Genomic DNA, 19,902 nt, shown 5'->3' with positions numbered 1-19,902 from the left:
TTTTCGAAAATTTTCAAGTTTCGAATTGTGACATTTATTCGACACAGCCGTGCGGGAAACGCACACACAGCCCGCCCGCATTGCGGAAAACCCCGGAAATCCGCAAACCGCAATCGTTCATTCGCGAACGAAAATAAAACCCCGCCTGAACTTCAGACGGGGTTATCAAAGATCAAATGCGATGGAAGTCCGGGCTATATCGACGGCGATCAGGCCAGCCAGCGTTTCTGCCAATCCGAGAGCATCGAAATGGTCCAGAGCTGATGGCCCCAATTGCGCTTGCCCGACATATGCTCTTTGCGCAGCTTCTCGATCTGGCGGCGATCCAGTCCGAAATCACTATAAAGCGCCTCGTTGGCCAGATGGTCGCCCATCCACTCATTGAGCGGCCCGCGCAGCCATTGCGCGAGCGGCACACCAAAGCCGGTTTTGGGCCGGTCGATCATTTCGCGCGGGACATATTTATACAGGATCTGGCGCAAGGCATATTTGCCGACCGATCCGTTCATCTTGAGCCGTGCGGGCAGTCGCCAGCCAAACTCGATCACGCGGTGATCAATGAACGGTACCCGCACCTCAAGGGAATTGGCCATGGATGCCCGGTCGACCTTGGTCAGAACATCATCGACCATATACATCATCGTATCCATGGCCTGCATGGAGGACACATAATCCAGATGGCGGTTGCGACAGAACTTCTCGCCCGGCACGCGGAATTTCTTCGTCGCCCCGCGATTGCCGCGCAGCTTGCCCGGATCAAACAGCGAAATCAGCGCGTGATACCGATCAATATCATCACCGATCGCCAGAAGCGGTGCGGCCTTGTGGATCTTGTCACCAATCGCACTGGTGGCTTTCTTGCCCGGTACCAGCCCGACAAGCTTGTCCCAGCTCTCGGGCGAGATCATGGTCAACCCGCGCGATACGAGCCCGCCACCAAACGGAATACTGCCAGCGGCACGACTAAGCTGCTTGGCCCACAAATAGCGGTTATAGCCGCCAAAAGTCTCATCCCCGCCATCGCCTGACAGGGCAACCGTGACATGCTTGCGCGTGAGCGCGGAGATCAGATAGGTCGGAATGGCGGAGCTATCAAAGAACGGCTCGTCATAGGTTTCCGAAAGCTTCGGCACCAGATCAAGCGCATCCTTGGGCGTCACGTAAAGTTCGGTGTGATCGGTCTTGAGGTGCCTGGCGACTTCGCCCGCAAAGGCTGCCTCGTTAAAGGCCTCATCCTCAAAGCCCACCGAGAATGTTTTCACCGGCCGGTCTGAGACCGACTGCATCAGGGCAACAACGGTTGAGGAATCAATTCCCCCAGACAGGAACGCGCCGAGCGGCACATCGGCCACCATGCGGCGCTTGACCGCATCGCGCAGCAAGTCTTCAAGCGCATCAATCGCACTTTGATCATCACCGCTCCAGGCATGCGTCTGACCATTGAGAACCGCATCCTCGACGGACCAATAGGCGGTCTCGGTCGCCTGATCATGCGATGAAATTTCAAGGATATGACCAGGTTTGAGCATCTTGGCATGGGCATAGATCGAAAGCCCGGATGGCACATAGCCAAAGCGCAAATAGGCATCAAGGCCGGTCTGATTGACCTCGCGCGAGATGGCATCCCCGGCAAGCAGTCCTTTGACCTCGGACGCGAAGCCGATATGGCCGTCATAGCGCGACCAGTAAAGCGGCTTGATGCCCAGACGATCACGGACAAGGAAAAGCTTCTTTTGCTGTCGGTCCCAAAGGGCGATGGCAAACATGCCAATCAGTCGCTTGATGGTATCGCGCAAGCCCCAATGGGCAATGCATTCAAGGATGACTTCGGTATCGGAATGGCCGCGCCATGAAATATTGGCACCCGCCAGCTTTTCGCGCAGTTCCGGAGCGTTATAAATCTCGCCGTTATAGACCATGACATAACGGCCATTGGCGGAATGCATCGGCTGCTTGCCGGCATCGGAAAGATCAATGATGGCAAGGCGGCGCTGCCCAAGGCCCAAGCCGTTTTCATCATCAGTCCAGACGTCACCGCCATCCGGTCCGCGATGATACAGCGCATCATTCATGCGCGATACACGATCGCCCACGCCCGAAGCATCAGCTTGTTCAGACAGCCATAGACCGGCAATTCCACACATGAAAATATCCTGTAAAGCCCTGCCGTTACTTAAAACAATAACGGCGTGCCCTACAATGAAAACATTCGCAAAATCAGCGGAATTTGCTGATTTTTAACGCCGCTCGATCCCGAGCCGCGCCATTCTGCGATAAAGCGTGTTGCGCCCGATGCCAAGCGCCTTGGCGGTGTTGCTGATATGCCATTGCTGATCTTCCAGAAGCTGGCGCAGGGCATCGGCCTCGGCGCGTGCCATGGTCTGGCGCGGCGACGGGGCTTCTTGATCGGCCTGCGAGGCATGGAAATCGTCGGGCAGATGATGGCGATCAATCACGCCGTCCTCAGCAAAGACCGCGGCATATTGCAAAACATTGATCAGCTCACGCACATTGCCAGGCCAGCCATGCCCGGTCAAAAGCGCAAGGACATCATCTTCGCATTGAACATAGTCCTCTGACAAAGCCGCCAGAAGCCGCCCGATCAGGTCGCCAAGATCAGATCGTTCGCGCAAAGGCGGCACAGAAAGGCGCGCGCCCTTGATCCGATAAAGCAAATCTTCGCGGAATTTGCCCTCGGCCACCGCGCGGTTCAGATCCACATTGCTCGCACAAATCAGACGGAAATCAACCGATACGGACTTGGTACTGCCAAGCGGCTCAACCGTGCGGCTTTCAAGCACACGCAGCAATCGGCCTTGGGCAGCCAGCGGCATATCGCCAATTTCATCAAGAAACAGCGTGCCGCCATTGGCCTCGCGAATGCGGCCACCAAAGCCATCGCGTGCCGCCCCGGTAAAGGCACCACCGGCATGACCAAACAGTTCGTTTTCAATCAAACCTTCCGGCAGGGCGGCACAGTTGATCGCAACAAAAGCCTTGGATTTGCCAAGGGTCGCTTCGTGAATGTGACGTGCGAGATATTCCTTGCCGCTACCGGTTTCGCCCGACATCAGGACATTGATATCCTTGGCATGCAGGCGCGTGCCGATTTCAAAAATACGCCGCAAGGCCGCATCCTTGTCCGGGATATCGGCAACCTTACGCGCGGGCAGTGACGGCGCCTTGCGTGCAGTTGGTGTTGATCGCCCGACATAACGACGTCGCATGCGTTCAGGAATGGTGACACTGCCAAACAAAACCCCGCCGCCCGCAATATTAAGCGGCGTTGCCGATGCCCCCTGACCGTCCGGGTTTGCCAGCTTGGCGACAAGGTTTTCAACATCCATCTCGAACATGTCGGAAATGTCGCTGGAATTGTTGGCAGTAGTCAGAATGCGCCGCGCGGTCGAGGTCGCCCCGCTGATCGAACCATCGGGCGCAATCGAAATCATCGCATCACGGGTTGATCCGACATGGCGGGCATCGGGATGCAGATGGACGATCACATCCCCGGCACGCTCATCAAAAAACAGGATACGTTCAAGCGCATCGGCATAATCGGCCACCATGCCGCGCACGCGCAGGCAATCGGGACGTTTGATATCTGCGCGCACCGCCGACACATCCAGGACCGAGCACACCTTGCCATCCGGATCAAATACCGGGGCGGCCGTACAGGTCAGAACCGAATGCTGGGCGAGGAAATGTTCATCCTTGTGGATGGTGATCGCGCGGCCTTCAACGATACAGGTGCCGATCCCGTTGGTGCCTTCGCGCTCCTCGCTCCAGACAGCACCGGGCAACAGGCCGTTGGTGCGAAATGACGGCAAAAGTGATTGGGCGGCGACACTATCAAGGATGACACCACTATTATCGGTCAGAAAGACCGCATAGCCCGAAGCATCGATCTTGCGATAAAGGGTGCGCACCAAATCGTGGGCATGGTGATAAAGCCGCCCGTTGCGATCCCGCAATTGCCGGGTCTGGCTTTCGGATATGACTTCGGGACGGCGCAGGGTGTCATGAGCTAGGCCAAAGCGTTCTTCACACCTTTGCCAGCTTTCAAGCACCGCACGATTTTGCGCCCCACCGCTTAGCTGCAGCGCTGCTTCTATCCGTCCGCCGGGAAGGTTTCCTGACATAGACGCTATCTCCCTTGTGTCGGTGTTTTGGCCCGGATTTTTCCGGTGCGTGGCTTTTGCCACAGCCGATCACAGCGTTAATCGTAGCACATTTAAATGCCCTCACACCAAACAGTTTCGCGCGTGAAACCTTCCAAAACCGCGAGTGTTCCATTTTTGGAACACTTTGTGCCACGCGCCCTGTTCGATTGGTCCGGTTGGCACAGAACAGCACTTTCAATTGGCATGGCTCAACCGCCTGAAAAACGGACAGTTTCTGTTAAATCAGTATGTAAATGGCCAAGTGGCATGACCTTTGCGGGTAACGGATCGTCATAAACAAAAATGCGGGCGGCCAATCGCCCGTTATCTCGGAGGAACCCAAATGATCTACAAAAATCCAAATGACACCGGCAGTCCAGTCAGCTTCAAAGGCCGCTATGAAAACTTCATCGGTGGCGAATGGGTCGCCCCTACCAAGGGACAGTATTTTGAAAATGTCTCACCAGTAACGGGCAAACCATTCTGCGAAATTCCCCGGTCTTCCAGCGAAGATATTGAAAAGGCACTTGATGCTGCACATGCCGCTTTCCCGGCCTGGAGCAAAACATCCGTCACAGAACGGGCCAATATGCTCAACAAGATTGCTGATCGCATGGAAGCCAATCTTGAAATGCTGGCCGTTGCCGAAACTTGGGACAATGGCAAGGCCGTGCGTGAATCACTTGCCGCTGACATTCCACTTGCAATCGACCATTACCGTTATTTCGCGGGTGCCATTCGGGCGCAAGAAGGATCGATCGGCGAGATTGATCACGATACGGTCGCCTATCATTTCCACGAACCACTTGGCGTGGTCGGTCAGATTATTCCATGGAATTTCCCTATCCTGATGGCAGCCTGGAAGCTGGCACCGGCACTGGCTGCGGGCAACTGCGTTGTCCTGAAACCGGCCGAACAAACCCCGGCATCGATCTGCGTTCTGCTGGAACTGATTTCTGATCTGATCCCGGCCGGTGTTTTGAACGTTGTTCAGGGCTTTGGCGTTGAAGCAGGCAAGCCGCTTGCCCAAAGCAACCGTGTGGCCAAGGTCGCCTTTACTGGTGAAACCACCACGGGCCGCCTGATCATGCAATATGCATCGGAAAACATCATTCCGGTGACCTTGGAGCTGGGTGGCAAATCGCCGAACCTCTTTTTTGAAGACATCATGGCTGCAGATGATGACTTCCGCCAAAAAGCCGCCGAAGGCTTGGCGATGTTTGCCCTTAACCAGGGCGAAGTTTGCACCTGCCCGTCGCGGGCGATCATTCAGGAAAGCATCTATGACAAGTTCATGGATAATGTTCTGTCGCGTGTTACCAGCATCAAACAGGGCAACCCGCTTGATACCGACACCATGATGGGTGCACAGGTATCGATCGAGCAGATGGAAAAAATCATGTCCTATCTGGATATCGGCAAACAGGAAGGTGCCGAAGTCCTCTGTGGTGGTGACAAGGCAGATCTGGGCGGTGACCTTTCGGATGGTTTCTATATCCAGCCGACTATCTTCAAGGGGAATAACCGCATGCGGATCTTCCAGGAAGAAATCTTTGGCCCGGTTGTTTCGGCAACCACGTTCAAGGACGAAGCCGAAGCCCTTCATATCGCCAATGACACGCTTTACGGCCTGGGTGCCGGTGTCTGGACCCGTGACGCCAACCGTTCATACCGCTTCGGCCGCGAAATCAAGGCCGGTCGTGTGTGGACCAACTGCTACCACCTCTATCCGGCGCATGCCGCCTTTGGCGGGTACAAGCAGTCGGGCATCGGTCGCGAAAACCATCAGATGATGCTCAACCACTATCAGCAGACCAAGAACCTTCTGGTTTCCTACGATCCGAAACCGATGGGCTTCTTCTGATCCGACCCACTTCACAACCGGACGCAGGCACAGCCTTGCGTCCGGTCGCCTTTTGCAAAGAAGGAGGTGACATTGAACGGATCAGAAACCGTTCCTGACAGGGTGGTTGCGACAGATGCCGCAATCGAACTGATCAGGAAGCTCAAGGATATCCACGGACCGGTGATGTTTCATCAGTCCGGGGGCTGTTGTGATGGCAGTGCACCGATGTGTTTTCCCGATGGGGAATTCAAAACCGGTGATCAGGATGTGCTGCTGGGTGAGATCGAAGGCAGCCCGTTTTATATCGGACGTGCGCAATTCGAATATTGGCGTCACACCCAGTTGATCATTGATGTGGTCAATGGGCGTGGCGGCATGTTTTCGCTCGAAGGGCCGGAAGGCAAACGCTTCCTGACCCGGTCGCGCATTTTTAGCGACGATGAGTGGAAGGCCTTGAAATCGTTCGAGGCGACAAATTCCATCGACGCCTGAGACATAACACCCCCCAAAGGACGACAGGAATTTTTCCTTCCCGCGGCGTTTCGTTTACCTGCACCGCTTCCCACGGTGTTTATCCCCCCAACGAAACGCCGGAAGAGGCTGTCACATCCCCAAAAATGCGAAGCTTCTTCCTCCTGGCCCGCTGTCCCCCCCCCCCCATTCTGGCAGCGGGCCTTTTTATCCTCACGCCAGAACGACCAGCACAACGCCAGATAACGCACACAGGAAGGTCAGCGACAACACGGCGGCAATCACCACACGACCGCCGACATGCAGGACATTGCGAATATCAACACTCAAACCAAGGGCGGCCATGGCAACGATGGTCAGGAAGGACGAGGCGGTTTTCATGCTGCCCAGTGCAAATTCCGGCAGCATCCCGATCGAACGGGCCGCCATCATCACGACAAAACCGATGATGAACCATGGCACGACCTGCGCAATCGGAAGCTTGGTCTCCCGCGCCCGCCCGCCAATCAGCGCCAAGGAAAAGATCACCGGCCCCAGCATCAAAACCCGGATCAGCTTGACCAGTGTGCCAACCTGCACCGCAAGGGTTCCTGCCGGCGCAGTTGCCGCCAGAACCTGTGGCACGGCATAAACCGTGAGGCCGGAAAAAATACCATACTGGGTTGCCGACAACCCCAATCCGGCATGAAGCATCGGCAGGACAAAGACAAACAGCACGCCCAGAACCGCGGTAAAGGAGATTGAGGCGGCGACATCATCCGATTGCGCCTCAATCACCGGGGCGGTTGCCGCAATCGCCGAATTGCCACAGATCGAATTGCCGCACGCGACCAGCATCGAAAGATGGCTCGAAAGACCAAGCGCACGACCGATATGGTAGCTGACAAACAGGCTGATACAGACGACCACAATGATCGATGCCACCAAGCCGCCGCCTGCTGATCCGATGGCCTGCGCACTGATTGATGCGCCCAGCAGCACAATGGCGATTTCAAGCACCGTCTTGGCGCAAAACCGGATCCCGGCAAAATAGCGGGGGGCCAATCCAAACACGGATCGCACCACCACCCCGATCAGAATGGCAAAGACCAGACTTTCCACCCAGCCACGCCCGAACAAAACACGCTCGGCATGCTCGGCCAGCTTGGCGGCAAGCGCCACCAGAAGGGTCACGGCAAGCCCGGGCAGGATCGGTTTGATGCGGGTGGTAAAAAACATGATTTTCCTGTGTTTCGATCACGATTGGAAAATCTCACGTCCGACCATTTACTTCCATCGAATAAAAACTCATATTTCATTCGATTAAATTAAATGATTAGGCCCATGCCATGATGACACTCGAACAGCTTCAGATCTTTGTCGCCGTAGCCGAACGCGAACATCTGACCCGCGCGGCCGAGGCGATTGGACTTACGCCATCGGCGGTCAGTTCCGCGATCAAGAACCTGGAAGGCTTTTATGGCGTGGCGCTGTTTAACCGGGTCGGACGCCGGATTGAGCTGACCCAGACCGGACGGCTGTTTCTGGATGAAGCCAAATCAACCCTGGCCCGCGCCCGCGCGGCGGAACTGACGCTGGCCGAACTGGGCGGCATGCAACGCGGCGAACTGAATGTCTATGCCAGTCAGACGATTGCCAGTTACTGGCTGCCGCCGTTCCTGATGAAATTCCATGATCAGTATCCCGGCATTGAAATTCGCCTGACGATTGGCAACACCAAAACCGTGTCTGATGCCGTGCGCGGCGGGGCGGCCGATATCGGCTTCATTGAAGGTGACATTGATGAACCGGCCCTTGCCAAACGCGAAGTTGCGGAAGACGCATTGGTAATTGTCGTTTCCCCCAAACACCCCTGGGCCAATGGCCGGGCGCTGAGCCCACAGGCGCTTGTCACCCAGACCAACTGGATCCTGCGCGAAGCCGGATCGGGCACCAGATCGGAATTTGAAACCGCTCTGCGGGATCAAGGCGTTGATCCCGCCCGCCTGCGCACCGCCCTTGTCCTCCCAAGCAACGAAGCGGTCATTACCGCAGTTGAAAACGGCATCGCCGCCACCGCCGTTTCACAGTTCGCGGTCAGTTCACTGATCGCCCAAGGCCGCCTCGCACGCGCAAACTTCCCGATCCCGCCACGTAAATTCATGGTCCTGCGTCACAAGGAACGCCAGCAAACGCAAAGTTCGCTCGCACTTGAGAAACTGTGTCTTTCAGGCTCACAGAAATAGATCGCTACAATCGAATTTAAAAATATTCCAAATGTAAATTGCGCATTCGCAATGCAGCATTTAGGTGGCGGTTCTAATGGTCGTTCTGACAGGGCAACCTGTGCATGCGCCACCCAAAACAGACACATGCATCCGTCAAAGGGCACTTCCGATCCCGGAAGATGCAGAGTTGTCCCGAGGCTTCGCCACCTTAGAGGACCCTGCCAATGCTTGATGCAGAACTATTGGCGCGCATACAGTTTGCCTTTACCGTCTCGTTCCACATTATCTTCCCGTCCTTTACCATCGGACTTGCCAGCTTTTTGTTTGTGCTCGAAGCCCTGTGGCTGCGCACCAGGGACGAGACCTATCTTTCGCTTTACAAATTCTGGATGAAAATCTTCGCGCTTGCCTTTGGCATGGGCGTGGTATCCGGGATTGTCATGTCCTATCAGTTCGGCACGAACTGGGGACCGTTTTCCGAATTTACCGGTGGTGTGATCGGCCCGCTTCTCGCCTATGAGGTGCTGAGCGCCTTCTTCTTGGAGGCCGGGTTCCTGGGCATCATGCTGTTTGGTTTGAACCGTGTCGGACCGAAGCTGCACTTTACCGCCACAACCATGGTTGCGATCGGAACGCTTTTCTCGGCCTTCTGGATTTTGTCGGCCAACAGCTGGATGCAGACACCCGACGGCTACGTCATTGAAAATGGCCGTGCGGTTGTTTCAAGCTGGATCGATGCGATCTTCAATCCAAGCTTCCCCTATCGTCTGGTGCATATGGTGCTGGCAGCCTACCTCACCACCGCCCTTGTGGTTGGTGCGGTTGGCGCATGGCACTTGATGCGTGATCGTGAAAACCGTGCCGCAAAAATCATGTTTTCCATGGCGATGTGGATGGCGGCCATCCTTGGACCGATCCAGATTTTTGCCGGCGATTTGCATGGGCTTAATACCCTTGAACATCAGCCCGCCAAAGTGGCGGCGATGGAAGGGCATTTTGAAACCCGCGAAGGTGCACCCCTGATCCTGTTTGGCATGCCCGACATGGAAGAAGAGGAAACCAAATACGCGGTCGAAATCCCCAAGCTCGGTTCCTTGATCCTGACCCATGAATGGGATGGCAAGATCACGGGGCTTAAGGACTTTGCCCCTGAAGATCGCCCGAATGCCCCGATTGTGTTCTGGACCTTCCGCATCATGGTCGGGCTGGGTGTTCTGATGGCGCTTCTGGGCATTGCCAGCGTGATCGCCCGCCTGCGCAAGAAGCTTTATAGCTGTGGCTATTTGCATCGCTTTGCCCTTCTGATGGGGCCAAGCGGTTTTGTCGCCATTCTGGCGGGCTGGTTTACCACCGAAGTCGGGCGTCAGCCCTGGGTGGTTTATGGCCTGATGCGGACGTCAGAAGCCGGATCGCCCGTCGTTCCGACCGCGATTGCCGGATCACTGATCGCCTTTGTGGTGGTCTATGCCATCGTGTTCGGGGTTGGCACGGCCTATATCCTGCGCGCCATGGTCAAGGATCCGCGTTCGGCCCATGTGCCCGAAGACAGTGAAATCATGCGTGCGGGTGGCCGTCAGTCCACCGCAGCCCATCCCCCAGTCGCAGGAGAATGATCATGGACTATCAACTGATCTGGGTTCTGCTGATCGCGGTTGCCGTCTTTTCCTATGTCACGCTGGATGGCTTTGACCTTGGCATTGGCATCCTGTTTCCGTTCATCAAGGACCCGGCAAAACGCGGGCGGATGATGAATACCGTGGCGCCTGTGTGGGATGGCAATGAAACCTGGTTGATCCTTGGCGGGGGTGGACTTTATGCCGCTTTCCCGCTGGCCTATTCGTTGCTGATGACGGCGTTTTATATTCCGGTCTTTACCATGTTACTCGCCCTTGTGTTCCGGGGCGTGGCATTCGAATTCCGGTTCAAAAGCAAGGCCCATCAGAAACACTGGGACTTTGCCTTTTCAGCCGGATCGATCATTGCTGCGGCCATGCAAGGTGCAATGCTGGGCGGCTTTATCGAAGGCATTGCCGTTGAAAACGGCCGCTTTGTTGGCGGTGCGTTTGATTGGCTGAGCCCGTTTTCGATCTTCTGTGCCACCGCAGTTGTGGTCGGCTATGGCTTGCTTGGCACCGGTTGGTTGATCATGAAGATGGAAGGCGATTTTCAGGGCAATCTGCGCCGCCTTGCCAAACCGGCCGTGATCTGGATGGCGGCCAATCTTGGCGTTGTGTCTTTGATGACGACCTACGTCAACCCGGCCTATGCCCAGCGCTGGTTTGAACTGCCAAACATGCTTTATCTTGCCCCGATCCCGATTGTCACGGTTGGTTTGCTCTATTGGCTTTGGCATGCGGTCAAGAAGCGTGAAAAGACCGTATTTGGCATCACGCTTGGCATTTTCTTCCTGTGTTATCTTGGCTTCGGGATCACGCTTTATCCCAATATCGTGCCACCGATGATCACCTTCCGCGATGCAGCCGCACCGGAAAACAGCCTTGCCTTCATGCTGGTGGGCGCTGTGGTTCTGCTGCCGATCATTCTGGCCTACACCGCCTATGCCTATTGGGTGTTCCGCGGCAAAACCGGGGATGAGGGGTATCACTGATGATAAGTCTTAAATCACCAAAAGCCCGCAAATGGCTGTGGTTTGTCGGCCTCTATGTCGGCGGGGTTGTCGTCCTTGGCGCAGCATCACTGTTGCTCCGCGCCCTGATGGGACAGGCATGACAACATTCTGCACATGACACACGCAAACTCCCGTGACCTGCTGCGCTAATCCCCAGAAGCAGCAGGCCCTATGCCCGGCAGCAATCCCCACCCGCTGCCGGGTTCTTTTTACTTACTGATTGTCCTTGCGCTTGATCAGATCAGCCAGACGCGTAATCCCGTCCCGGATCCGATCGACCTTCTCGGTCGAGAAGCTAAGCCGCGCGGTATTTTTGCCACTGCCATCGGTAAAGAAGGCCTGACCGGGCACGAACGCGACATGCACATCCTCCAGCGCTTCTTCAAGCAACTGACGGGCATCAATATGGTCCGGCAAGGTCAGCCAGACAAACATACCGCCCTCGGGCTTCGTCCAGGACACGTCATCAGACATGGTCTCCGCCAGAGTTTGCAACATGACATCACGTTTGGTGCGGTACGACGTCCGCAGCTTTTCAAGGTGATCCGGGAACAGTTGCTTGGCAGCGCGAAGTGCTGCTTCCTGATTGACCGTGGAAACATGCAGGTTTCCGGCCTGCATCATCAAAACCAGCTTGTCGATCACCGGACGCGGTGCACAGACCCAACCGATGCGAAGGGCGGGTGCGAGTGTTTTCGAAAATGTGCCGAGCTGAATGACATTCCCCGATGCCGGATCGCTACCCGCCTTATCAAGGCTCAGCAAGGATGGAAGGCTTTCAGCGCCATTATAGGAAAGCTTGCTATAGGCCGCATCTTCAAGCAACACCGCACCATAACGGCGCGCCAGTTCCAGCACGGCCTTGCGGCGCGCCACCGACCAGGACCGACCGGTCGGGTTCTGGAAATCCGGGGCGACATAAGCCACACGCGCGCCCTTGGCAAAGGCATCTTCCAGTTGGCTCAAGACCGGGCCTTCGTCCTCGGCATTGATACCGACGTAATTCGGCAAACGGGTTGAAAAGGCCTGCATCGCGCCAAGGTAGCTTGGCTTTTCGACAATCAGATCGCGTCCTTCTTCGAGCAACAGGCGGGCCAGGATATCAAGCCCCTGCTGTGCGCCGTTGGTGATCAGGACATTCTCAATAGTGCGGGTTGCACCTTGGTCTGCCAGATCATCGACAATCCACTGGCGCAAGGCCGGCAGGCCTTCACTGACCGAATATTGCAGACTGCGGCGCGCTTGCGTCCCGTCCTGCATCATCGCGCCATAGATCTCGCTGAAAGTCTCGACCGGAAACAGATCGGGATCCGGCACACCACCGGCAAAGGAAATCACTTCCGGGCGCTCGGCCACTTTCAACAGATCCCGAATTTCAGAGGCCACCAGCACCCGCGCATCGCGCGCTATCAGATCATTCCAGCTTACAGACATTTCAAACTTCCAATTAGGTCAGCATTCATGTCCTTTAAATGGGGCTTCCCGCCCCCTGAAATCAAGTTATTTTCAATAGTCGCATTAAATTTGAAATAAAATTACCTGAAGTTCGCCAATTGAGCACAATTCCGGAAATCGAAATAAAGCCGCAAGTAGCAACGCCTGCCCTGCGCGCATGGCAGAACAGCGGCAGAAGAAAAGCTTCCACCGCTGTTCTGCTGCTATCATCCCGGAGTGTTGTGTGATCGGAAGTTAACGCTGCTAAGATGTCTGCGCCTTGAAGCGCGGCAATGACAAAACAAATCCTGAAACCAGCATGACGAGGCTCAGTATCAGGATCAACCAACTGGTCTGTGCCAGACTGCCGGTGAGCCCGACAAGAAGCCCAGCGATTGGCTGTGTCATGTTATTGAAGAGAATAATCACACCGGTCGTTTTGCCATAATCGCGCGCCGGAATGATCTTTTGCCGGATGGTGCGTATATAGATGTTAAACATCCCGTCAAATCCAAGCACCACGGCAAAGCCGATCATATAAATCCAGTAATCCGGGCTGATTGCCGTCAAAACACCACCAAGGAAAACCCCGGCAAACGATATAAGCCCTATACGCCCCACCGAAAGGCGGCTCGCCCCGATCAGCATCAGAACCACGATGGTGAATGCCGCACCGACGGTTTGCAACAGGGCGTAGTGTTCTTCGCTTTGGCCATGAAGCCCCGTGACCATTGCCGCTGACGTCGCAAGTGTAATGCCAAATACAAGGTTCACGCTCGCGGTGAGCGCGATCACGCGTTTCAGCCCCGGCAGATGGATCAGATGTGAAAAGGCTGTCTTAAAGGGTGCAACCCAGGACGGGTTTTCGTCCGTCGCTACGATCGGTGTCTGATTGAAGTGACGCCATATCATCATCGAAAGTTCGGCAACGCCAAACAGGAACGCCGCAACAACCACAACCGTTTGCCAGTCACTGATCGCAAACAGGCTGGCGGCCAAAAGCGGTCCGAGAACGATGCTCGCCTGATTGACACTTTGTGAAACCGACTGGATTTTCTCAAACCGGGCATTGGCAAAGATCTGCGGCAACAGCACTTCGCGCGCCATGAAGCCCTGCGTGGTCAAAAGACCGCAAATCGCCGAAATGCCAACAACCCAGCCCAACCCGTCAAACAAGGCATACCCGCCGAGCCCCAGCGCGCAGATCACAGCACGCCCGATCTGGCTTAACTGCATCAAACGCAGTGGGGAATAACGATCCGACAAAACCCCGCATACCGGATAGAACAATACGCGCGGTAAGGTTTCGGCGGCATAAGCCAACCCCGACAGAGAAACGCTTTGAGTGGTTTGATACACCACCAGCGGCACAACAAACAAAAGAAACTGATCGGCGAGCCTTGCGGCAAACATGGATGTGAAAAACAGACTGGCAGGCTTTCGGAAATCAAATCGCACCGTGAAGCATCCTTTTGAAATCAGTGCAAAAGTCTGACACGCACCCTGCGTTGATTATACTATTTCCAAAAGCCGCAATCTTGCATGCCTGCCGCGCAACTTCGGGTAGTGACTTTCACATACCCTCCGCGCGAACAGAGTCCTTTGGCTCAAAGACACTTGCCTTGTTGCACTTTTCGAATTAAACACCCTTGAAATGTTAATTAATATTGGACTCCATTTTTTTGTGTAAAAATAGAAATCACACTTGCGTTGCGGGGCATTCCATATTACCCATCAAAGACAAGTGAAATACTTTTATAAACACATAAAATTGTGTTGATTGCACCAGCTTTGATTGATCGGCAGGAAATAGAATGCAGCCCAATCTGACCCATCTCCGCCAGCTTGAGGCAGAGAGTATCCATATCATCCGCGAGGTGGCGGCATCGTTCGAACGACCGGTGATGCTTTATTCCATCGGCAAGGATTCATCGGTTTTGCTGCATTTGGCGCGCAAGGCATTTTACCCGGCCCCGCCGCCCTTCCCGTTGATGCATGTCGACACCACCTGGAAATTCCGCGAAATGATCGCGTTTCGCGACCGGATGGCGGCTGAATATGGCTTTGATCTGATTGTGCATATCAATCAGGACGGCGTTGAGCGGGGCATTGGTCCGTTTACCCATGGCTCCAGCCTGCATACCGATGTCATGAAGACTGAATCGCTGAAACAGGCGCTGAACAAATACAAGTTTGATGCAGCCTTTGGCGGTGCGCGGCGTGACGAGGAAAAAGCCCGTGCCAAGGAACGCGTATTTTCCTTCCGCACCGAGACCCATCGCTGGGATCCGAAAAACCAGCGCCCGGAATTGTGGGATATCTATAACGCCCGGATCAACAAGGGTGAAAGCATCCGTGCTTTCCCGATCTCGAACTGGACCGAGCTTGATATCTGGCAATATATCTATCTTGAGCAGATCCCGATTGTGCCGCTCTATTATTCCGCCAAACGCCCGGTGGTCGAACGTGACGGCACGCTGATCATGGTCGATGACGACCGCATGCCGCTCAATCCGGGGGAAAAACCGGAAATGAAATCGGTGCGGTTCAGAACGCTTGGCTGCTATCCGCTGACGGGGGCTGTTGAGTCCGAGGCAGCCACTCTGCCCGACATTATTCAGGAAATGCTTCTGACCCGTTCAAGCGAACGTCAGGGCCGCATGATTGACCATGACCAGGCCGGGTCTATGGAGAAGAAGAAGCAGGAAGGATATTTCTGATGGCACACCAATCTGATTTGATCGCCGATGATATCCTTGGCTACCTGAAGGCGCAGGAAGAAAAAAGCCTGCTGCGTTTTATTACCTGCGGCAGCGTGGATGATGGCAAATCAACCCTGATCGGCCGTCTGCTTTGGGATTCCAAACTGATCTTTGAAGATCAGCTGACAGCCCTTGAATCTGATAGCCGCAAAGTCGGCACCCAAGGCGGCGAGATTGATTTTGCCCTGCTGCTTGATGGTCTGCAGGCCGAGCGCGAACAGGGCATCACCATTGATGTTGCCTATCGCTTCTTCTCGACCGACAAGCGCAAGTTCATCGTCGCCGATACCCCCGGCCACGAACAATATACGCGCAATATGGCAACCGGCGCCTCGACCGCCGATGTTGCAGTCATCCTGATTGATGCCCGCAAAGGGATTTTGACCCAGACCCGCCGCCACAGCTTTATTACCTCATTGCTGGGCATCAAGCATGTGTTGCTGGCGGTCAACAAGATGGATTTGATCGACTATGACCAGTCGAAATTTGACGCCATCGTTGCCGAATATCAGGAATTTGCCAAGCAGCTGAAATACAGCTCGATCACCGCAATTCCGCTTTCGGCGCTTCGTGGCGATAACATGATTGCTCCGAGTGCCAATACGCCATGGTATTCCGGCCCGACCTTGCTTTCCCATCTTGAAGATGTGCAGGTCGAACAGGACGCGATTGAAAAGCCGTTCCGCCTGCCGGTGCAGTGGGTCAATCGCCCGAACCTCGATTTCCGGGGCTTTTCGGGCACCATTTCATCGGGCCGTGTCAAACCGGGTGACGAGATTACCGTGACCGCATCGGGCCAGACCAGCAAGGTCAAGGAAATCGTCACCTTTGACGGCAACCTAGATGTTGCCATTGCCGGTCAGGCGATCACGCTGACCCTTGAAGATGAAATCGACATTTCGCGTGGCGATGTCATCGCCGAGGCCGAAGCCAAGCCCGATTTCGCAGATCAGTTCGAAGCGCGCATCATCTGGATGCATGAAGATCATCTTCTGCCCGGCCGTCCCTATCTGATCAAGATGGGTGCACAGGTCGCCAATGCGCAGATCAGCGCGCTGAAATACAAGGTCAATGTCAACACGCTGGAACATGAACCGGGAAAAACGCTTGAGCTCAATGAAGTCGGCATTGCCAATATTTCGGCTGACAAGGCGCTGGCCTTTGATCCCTATGACGAAAACCGTCATTCGGGCCGCTTCATCATCATTGACCGCTATACCAACGCCACTGTTGGGGCGGGCATGGTCAACCATTCCCTGCGTCGTGCGACCAACATCAAATGGCAGGAAATGGACATCAACAAGGGGGCACGTGCCTATCAGAAAGGCCAGAAATCGGCTGTTCTGTGGTTCACGGGCCTGTCGGGTGCCGGCAAATCGACCGTCGCCAACCTGGTTGAGAAAAAGCTCCATGCCCTTGGCAAGCACACCTACACCCTTGATGGCGATAATGTGCGTCATGGCCTGAACAAGGATCTTGGCTTTACCGATGCAGACCGCGTCGAAAACATCCGCCGTGTGGGTGAAACCGCCAAGCTGTTTGTCGATGCGGGCGTGATCACGCTGGTGTCCTTCATCTCGCCGTTTAAAAGCGAACGTCAGCTGGCGCGCAGCCTGGTTGAGGAAGGGGAATTCATCGAAGTCTTCATCGACACCCCGCTTGAGGTTTGTGAACAGCGCGATGTGAAGGGGCTTTATAAAAAGGCCCGTGCGGGCGAGATCGCCAACTTCACCGGGATCGACAGCCCCTATGAGCGGCCTGAAAATGCCGAGATCGTGGTCAGCACCGCAGATCAAAGTGCAGAAGAAGCCGCCGAGATCATTGTTACCAAACTCGAAGAGTTCGGCGTTCTGGGGGCCTGGTTCCCAGAAATCTGATCTGGCATCAAAGATACATTCAGAAAACCCGGCAGGTGATCTTGCCGGGTTTTCTTTTGCTTCAACGACATCCCTCCTGAGCAGTAAGAAACCCCTTTGATACGTCTTGACTCCTGTTCTGCTTTGACCACATAAAAAAGAACAAAATAGGAACAATCACACATGTCAGACAGACGTATTCATCAGGCCCGTGCTGCACTGGCGCGTGCCGAGCAGCAATGGAAGGTCCAGGTTTCCTGTCTGTCCGGCGGGCCAGATCAGGCAGACGGGGTGATTTCGCATGCCTTTGGCGGGGCGTCCCTGCGCGATCATATCAGCATCGGCGGCCTTGCCCCGGTGGGGCTGCATGAAGTGCTGTGCGGGCATGATGATGGCGCGTCATCGCTTCTGGCGTGGTATCTGGCGACATTGTCGGATCACGCGATGCCCGGCAAAGGCATCTTCTGGATCCGGCAACGTCGCGCGCTGGATCAGGGTGGGTTTTATCCGCCTTCCCTGCCCATGACGGCACTTGCGCCCGAACCGTTGATGATGACGGTGGATCAACAGGCCACCGCGCTTTGGACCTGCGAAGAAGTGGCGAAATCAGGCCAGGTCCGGGCGGTGATCATTGAAACCACCGACTATGACCTGACCACGGCACGACGCCTGCAACTGGCGTGTGAAAGTGGCGGCACACGCATCATTGTTTTGCGCCCTCTTGCCAGAAACGGGCGCATTCCGACTTCAAGTGCATGGACGCGCTGGCAAATCACACCTTTCAACGCCTCACACGCAACACACTCAACAGAACGACCAACAGGAAACGACCATCATCTCAGCCTGATCGGGGGACGCGGGGTCCGACCGGGAAGCTGGAAAGTCAAAACCGATGCAACAACGTTTTCTTTATCTGTGGCTGACCCACTGGAAAACCGACTGTCAGAAGATAATCCCGAAGACAGGCACGCCCACGCCTGATCAGCCCCGCGATGCTGACAGCCAAGCAAAGCCCGCAAAGGCACACGCCATCCCGCATGTGATCACACGCAGTGATCATAAGGGCGTGCTGGTCTGCGGCCTGAATGAAGCGGCGCAAAAGGCCGGATTGCACGGTGGCATGCGCCTTTCTGATGCGCGCAGCATCCTGCCCGAGCTTACAGACAGCCCCGAGGATCCGGAGCTTTGTGAGGGCAAATTTGCCCGTCTGGTGCGTTTCATGGACCGCTATAGCCCATGGATCGCCCCGGATCGGAAATTGCACACACATGGGCTGAATGGCGATGCGGGCATGTGGCTTGAAATCACCGGCGGCAGTCATTTGTTTGGCGGCGAAAGCGCCATGATCAAACAAATCCTGCGGGATATGAATGCCCAAGGCATCACCGCCCGTGCGGCCATTGCCGATACGGCGGGTGCCGCATGGGCCGCGGCACGTTGCCATACAGGGGGCCATCCGGGAGGGCCCCATGAACGCATTTTATCCCTGCCGCGTGATCACGGGGTTGCCGCCGGGTTTCCGGTATCGTGCCTGCGGTTATCGGATGAGATCATCGCGGTTTTAGCGCGCCTTGGTCTGAAACAGCTGGGTGATATCACGCCCCTGCCGCGTGCCAATATCACTACACGCCTTGGCCCGAATGTGTTGCATCGTCTGGACCAGTTTTATGGCCGCCTGCCCGAACATCTGAATTTCGAACTGCCCGATGCCCCGTGGCTGATCCGGCAGAACTTTGGCGAACCATTGGGGGATGCCGCCAATCTGGCACATGCGATTGAAAGTATGGTCGCCGATCTCTGTGCGAAACTGCGCGCCGAAAACCTTGGTCTTCGACGTCTGATCGTCCGATCCATTCGGGTCGATGGCCATCCTCACACCATCACGACGACAACCGGCACGCCCTGCCAATCCGAAAGCCATATCCTGCGATTGCTGGCCGAAAAGATGCCCGGGGTTGATACCGGCTTTGGCATCGAACAGGTGATTGTCTATGCGCCGTGGGTCGAACATGTCGCCTTTCGCCAGGTCCGCCTGGACCGCCAGCAAAATGACAGCAGCGATGCCATTGCATTGGGCGAGTTGCTGGATCGCATTACCCATCATCTGGGCCCCAAGGACATTTTATATCGCCCGGCCCATCATGCCAGCCACCTGCCCGAACGGGCCGCCATCCGGCAATCGCCGACCGGGCCTGTCAAACCGGCCCGCATCCCGGATGCCCCCCTGCCCAAGCGTCCGGTGCGGCTGATTGATCCGCCCGAACCGGTCGATGTCATGGAACGCAGTGCGACTGGCGCCCCGACCAAACTGCGCTGGCGCAAGATGATGATTGATGTTCTGCGTGCGGACGGGCCGGAGCGCATCTGCCCGGAATGGTGGACGCATCTGGAACGTGACAATTACGCCCTGTCGCACATGACACGCGATTATTTCCGCATCTGCGATCAGAAAGGCCGGCTGATCTGGCTGTTTCGAAGCGGCCATGCCGGACAGGATATCTGGTCGGTGCATGGTTTATTTGCCGGATAACGCC

General features: G+C 55.6%; 15 protein-coding genes. 10 read left to right on the top strand and 5 right to left on the bottom strand.

The window, feature by feature from the left end; translation table 11 throughout:
* Positions 1–209 precede the first annotated feature (209 nt).
* Entirely contained in the window at positions 210–2,144 is a 1,935-nt protein-coding gene (gene asnB, locus ACXAIA_RS19745) for an asparagine synthase (glutamine-hydrolyzing) (RefSeq protein WP_475350860.1), read from the bottom strand.
* Between the two features lie 93 nt (positions 2,145–2,237).
* Positions 2,238–4,142, bottom strand: coding sequence for a sigma-54-dependent Fis family transcriptional regulator (locus ACXAIA_RS19740; protein ID WP_475350859.1), 1,905 nt, complete (start codon positions 4,140–4,142; stop codon positions 2,238–2,240).
* 364 nt (positions 4,143–4,506) lie between these two features.
* On the opposite strand from ACXAIA_RS19740, the gene exaC reads away from it, so the two are divergent.
* Together exaC and ACXAIA_RS19730 are read left to right on the top strand one after the other, a co-directional pair.
* Positions 4,507–6,027: an acetaldehyde dehydrogenase ExaC gene (exaC, locus tag ACXAIA_RS19735; RefSeq protein ID WP_475345450.1), complete on the top strand. Its 1,521-nt coding sequence runs from the start codon at positions 4,507–4,509 to the stop codon at positions 6,025–6,027.
* A 72-nt stretch (positions 6,028–6,099) separates the two neighbouring features.
* Entirely contained in the window at positions 6,100–6,501 is a 402-nt protein-coding gene (locus tag ACXAIA_RS19730; RefSeq protein ID WP_475350858.1) for a DUF779 domain-containing protein, read from the top strand.
* Between the two features lie 192 nt (positions 6,502–6,693).
* On the opposite strand, the gene ACXAIA_RS19725 is transcribed toward ACXAIA_RS19730, so the two are convergent.
* Positions 6,694–7,698, bottom strand: a complete 1,005-nt coding sequence (locus ACXAIA_RS19725; protein WP_475350857.1) for a YeiH family protein — start codon at positions 7,696–7,698, stop codon at positions 6,694–6,696.
* 110 nt (positions 7,699–7,808) lie between these two features.
* Here ACXAIA_RS19725 and ACXAIA_RS19720 point away from each other — a divergent pair, with 110 nt between their 5' ends.
* The 4 genes from ACXAIA_RS19720 (at position 7,809) to ACXAIA_RS19705 (ending at position 11,417) form a co-directional block, all read left to right on the top strand.
* Positions 7,809–8,705 (top strand): LysR family transcriptional regulator, encoded by an 897-nt coding sequence (locus ACXAIA_RS19720; RefSeq protein ID WP_475350856.1) that lies wholly within the window; start codon positions 7,809–7,811, stop codon positions 8,703–8,705.
* A 206-nt stretch (positions 8,706–8,911) separates the two neighbouring features.
* Positions 8,912–10,300: a cytochrome ubiquinol oxidase subunit I gene (locus tag ACXAIA_RS19715; RefSeq protein ID WP_475350855.1), complete on the top strand. Its 1,389-nt coding sequence runs from the start codon at positions 8,912–8,914 to the stop codon at positions 10,298–10,300.
* 2 nt (positions 10,301–10,302) lie between these two features.
* Positions 10,303–11,295: a cytochrome d ubiquinol oxidase subunit II gene (gene cydB / locus ACXAIA_RS19710; protein WP_475350854.1), complete on the top strand. Its 993-nt coding sequence runs from the start codon at positions 10,303–10,305 to the stop codon at positions 11,293–11,295.
* The gene (locus tag ACXAIA_RS19705; RefSeq protein ID WP_475350853.1) at positions 11,295–11,417 is read left to right on the top strand and encodes a hypothetical protein; all 123 of its coding nucleotides are present in this window, start codon (positions 11,295–11,297) and stop codon (positions 11,415–11,417) included. Before cydB ends, ACXAIA_RS19705 begins: the two co-directional genes overlap by 1 nt.
* Positions 11,418–11,529: 112 nt before the next feature.
* Here ACXAIA_RS19705 and ACXAIA_RS19700 read toward each other — a convergent pair whose 3' ends face one another.
* Both ACXAIA_RS19700 and ACXAIA_RS19695 read right to left on the bottom strand, forming a co-directional pair.
* A complete protein-coding gene (locus tag ACXAIA_RS19700) occupies positions 11,530–12,750 on the bottom strand; it encodes an aminotransferase-like domain-containing protein (protein ID WP_475350852.1) in 1,221 nt (406 codons plus the stop codon).
* A gap of 264 nt (positions 12,751–13,014) precedes the next feature.
* On the bottom strand, positions 13,015–14,208 hold the full coding sequence (locus ACXAIA_RS19695) for an MFS transporter (RefSeq protein WP_475350851.1): 1,194 nt from the start codon (positions 14,206–14,208) through the stop codon (positions 13,015–13,017).
* Between the two features lie 368 nt (positions 14,209–14,576).
* On the opposite strand from ACXAIA_RS19695, the gene cysD reads away from it, so the two are divergent.
* From cysD to ACXAIA_RS19675, 4 genes are all read left to right on the top strand, one after another.
* Positions 14,577–15,470: a sulfate adenylyltransferase subunit CysD gene (cysD, locus tag ACXAIA_RS19690; RefSeq protein WP_475350873.1), complete on the top strand. Its 894-nt coding sequence runs from the start codon at positions 14,577–14,579 to the stop codon at positions 15,468–15,470.
* Positions 15,470–17,389 (top strand): sulfate adenylyltransferase subunit CysN, encoded by a 1,920-nt coding sequence (gene cysN / locus ACXAIA_RS19685; RefSeq protein ID WP_475350850.1) that lies wholly within the window; start codon positions 15,470–15,472, stop codon positions 17,387–17,389. The genes cysD and cysN overlap by 1 nt, the downstream gene beginning before the upstream one ends.
* Positions 17,390–17,551: 162 nt before the next feature.
* Positions 17,552–18,349 (top strand): ImuA family protein, encoded by a 798-nt coding sequence (locus tag ACXAIA_RS19680; protein WP_475350849.1) that lies wholly within the window; start codon positions 17,552–17,554, stop codon positions 18,347–18,349.
* The gene (locus ACXAIA_RS19675) at positions 18,261–19,898 is read left to right on the top strand and encodes a Y-family DNA polymerase (RefSeq protein WP_475350848.1); all 1,638 of its coding nucleotides are present in this window, start codon (positions 18,261–18,263) and stop codon (positions 19,896–19,898) included. Before ACXAIA_RS19680 ends, ACXAIA_RS19675 begins: the two co-directional genes overlap by 89 nt.
* The last annotated feature ends 4 nt before the right edge of the window (positions 19,899–19,902 follow it).

The sequence above is a fragment of the Thalassospira sp. ABL2_045 genome (genome assembly GCF_056161285.1).
This window is presented reverse-complemented; position numbering and strand designations above follow the sequence as displayed.

What these genes read in the sequence shown, in the direction of transcription:
- exaC (WP_475345450.1), top strand. Translation starts at nt 4,507, where the DNA reads ATGATCTACAAAAATCCAAATGACACCGGCAGTCCAGTCAGCTTCAAA.
- ACXAIA_RS19705 (WP_475350853.1), top strand. Translation starts at nt 11,295, where the DNA reads ATGATAAGTCTTAAATCACCAAAAGCCCGCAAATGGCTGTGGTTTGTC.
- ACXAIA_RS19675 (WP_475350848.1), top strand. Translation starts at nt 18,261, where the DNA reads ATGCAACAACGTTTTCTTTATCTGTGGCTGACCCACTGGAAAACCGAC.
- ACXAIA_RS19680 (WP_475350849.1), top strand. Translation starts at nt 17,552, where the DNA reads ATGTCAGACAGACGTATTCATCAGGCCCGTGCTGCACTGGCGCGTGCC.
- asnB (WP_475350860.1), bottom strand. Translation starts at nt 2,144, where the DNA reads ATGTGTGGAATTGCCGGTCTATGGCTGTCTGAACAAGCTGATGCTTCG.
- cydB (WP_475350854.1), top strand. Translation starts at nt 10,303, where the DNA reads ATGGACTATCAACTGATCTGGGTTCTGCTGATCGCGGTTGCCGTCTTT.
- ACXAIA_RS19700 (WP_475350852.1), bottom strand. Translation starts at nt 12,750, where the DNA reads ATGTCTGTAAGCTGGAATGATCTGATAGCGCGCGATGCGCGGGTGCTG.
- ACXAIA_RS19715 (WP_475350855.1), top strand. Translation starts at nt 8,912, where the DNA reads ATGCTTGATGCAGAACTATTGGCGCGCATACAGTTTGCCTTTACCGTC.
- ACXAIA_RS19725 (WP_475350857.1), bottom strand. Translation starts at nt 7,698, where the DNA reads ATGTTTTTTACCACCCGCATCAAACCGATCCTGCCCGGGCTTGCCGTG.
- ACXAIA_RS19740 (WP_475350859.1), bottom strand. Translation starts at nt 4,142, where the DNA reads ATGTCAGGAAACCTTCCCGGCGGACGGATAGAAGCAGCGCTGCAGCTA.
- cysN (WP_475350850.1), top strand. Translation starts at nt 15,470, where the DNA reads ATGGCACACCAATCTGATTTGATCGCCGATGATATCCTTGGCTACCTG.
- ACXAIA_RS19720 (WP_475350856.1), top strand. Translation starts at nt 7,809, where the DNA reads ATGATGACACTCGAACAGCTTCAGATCTTTGTCGCCGTAGCCGAACGC.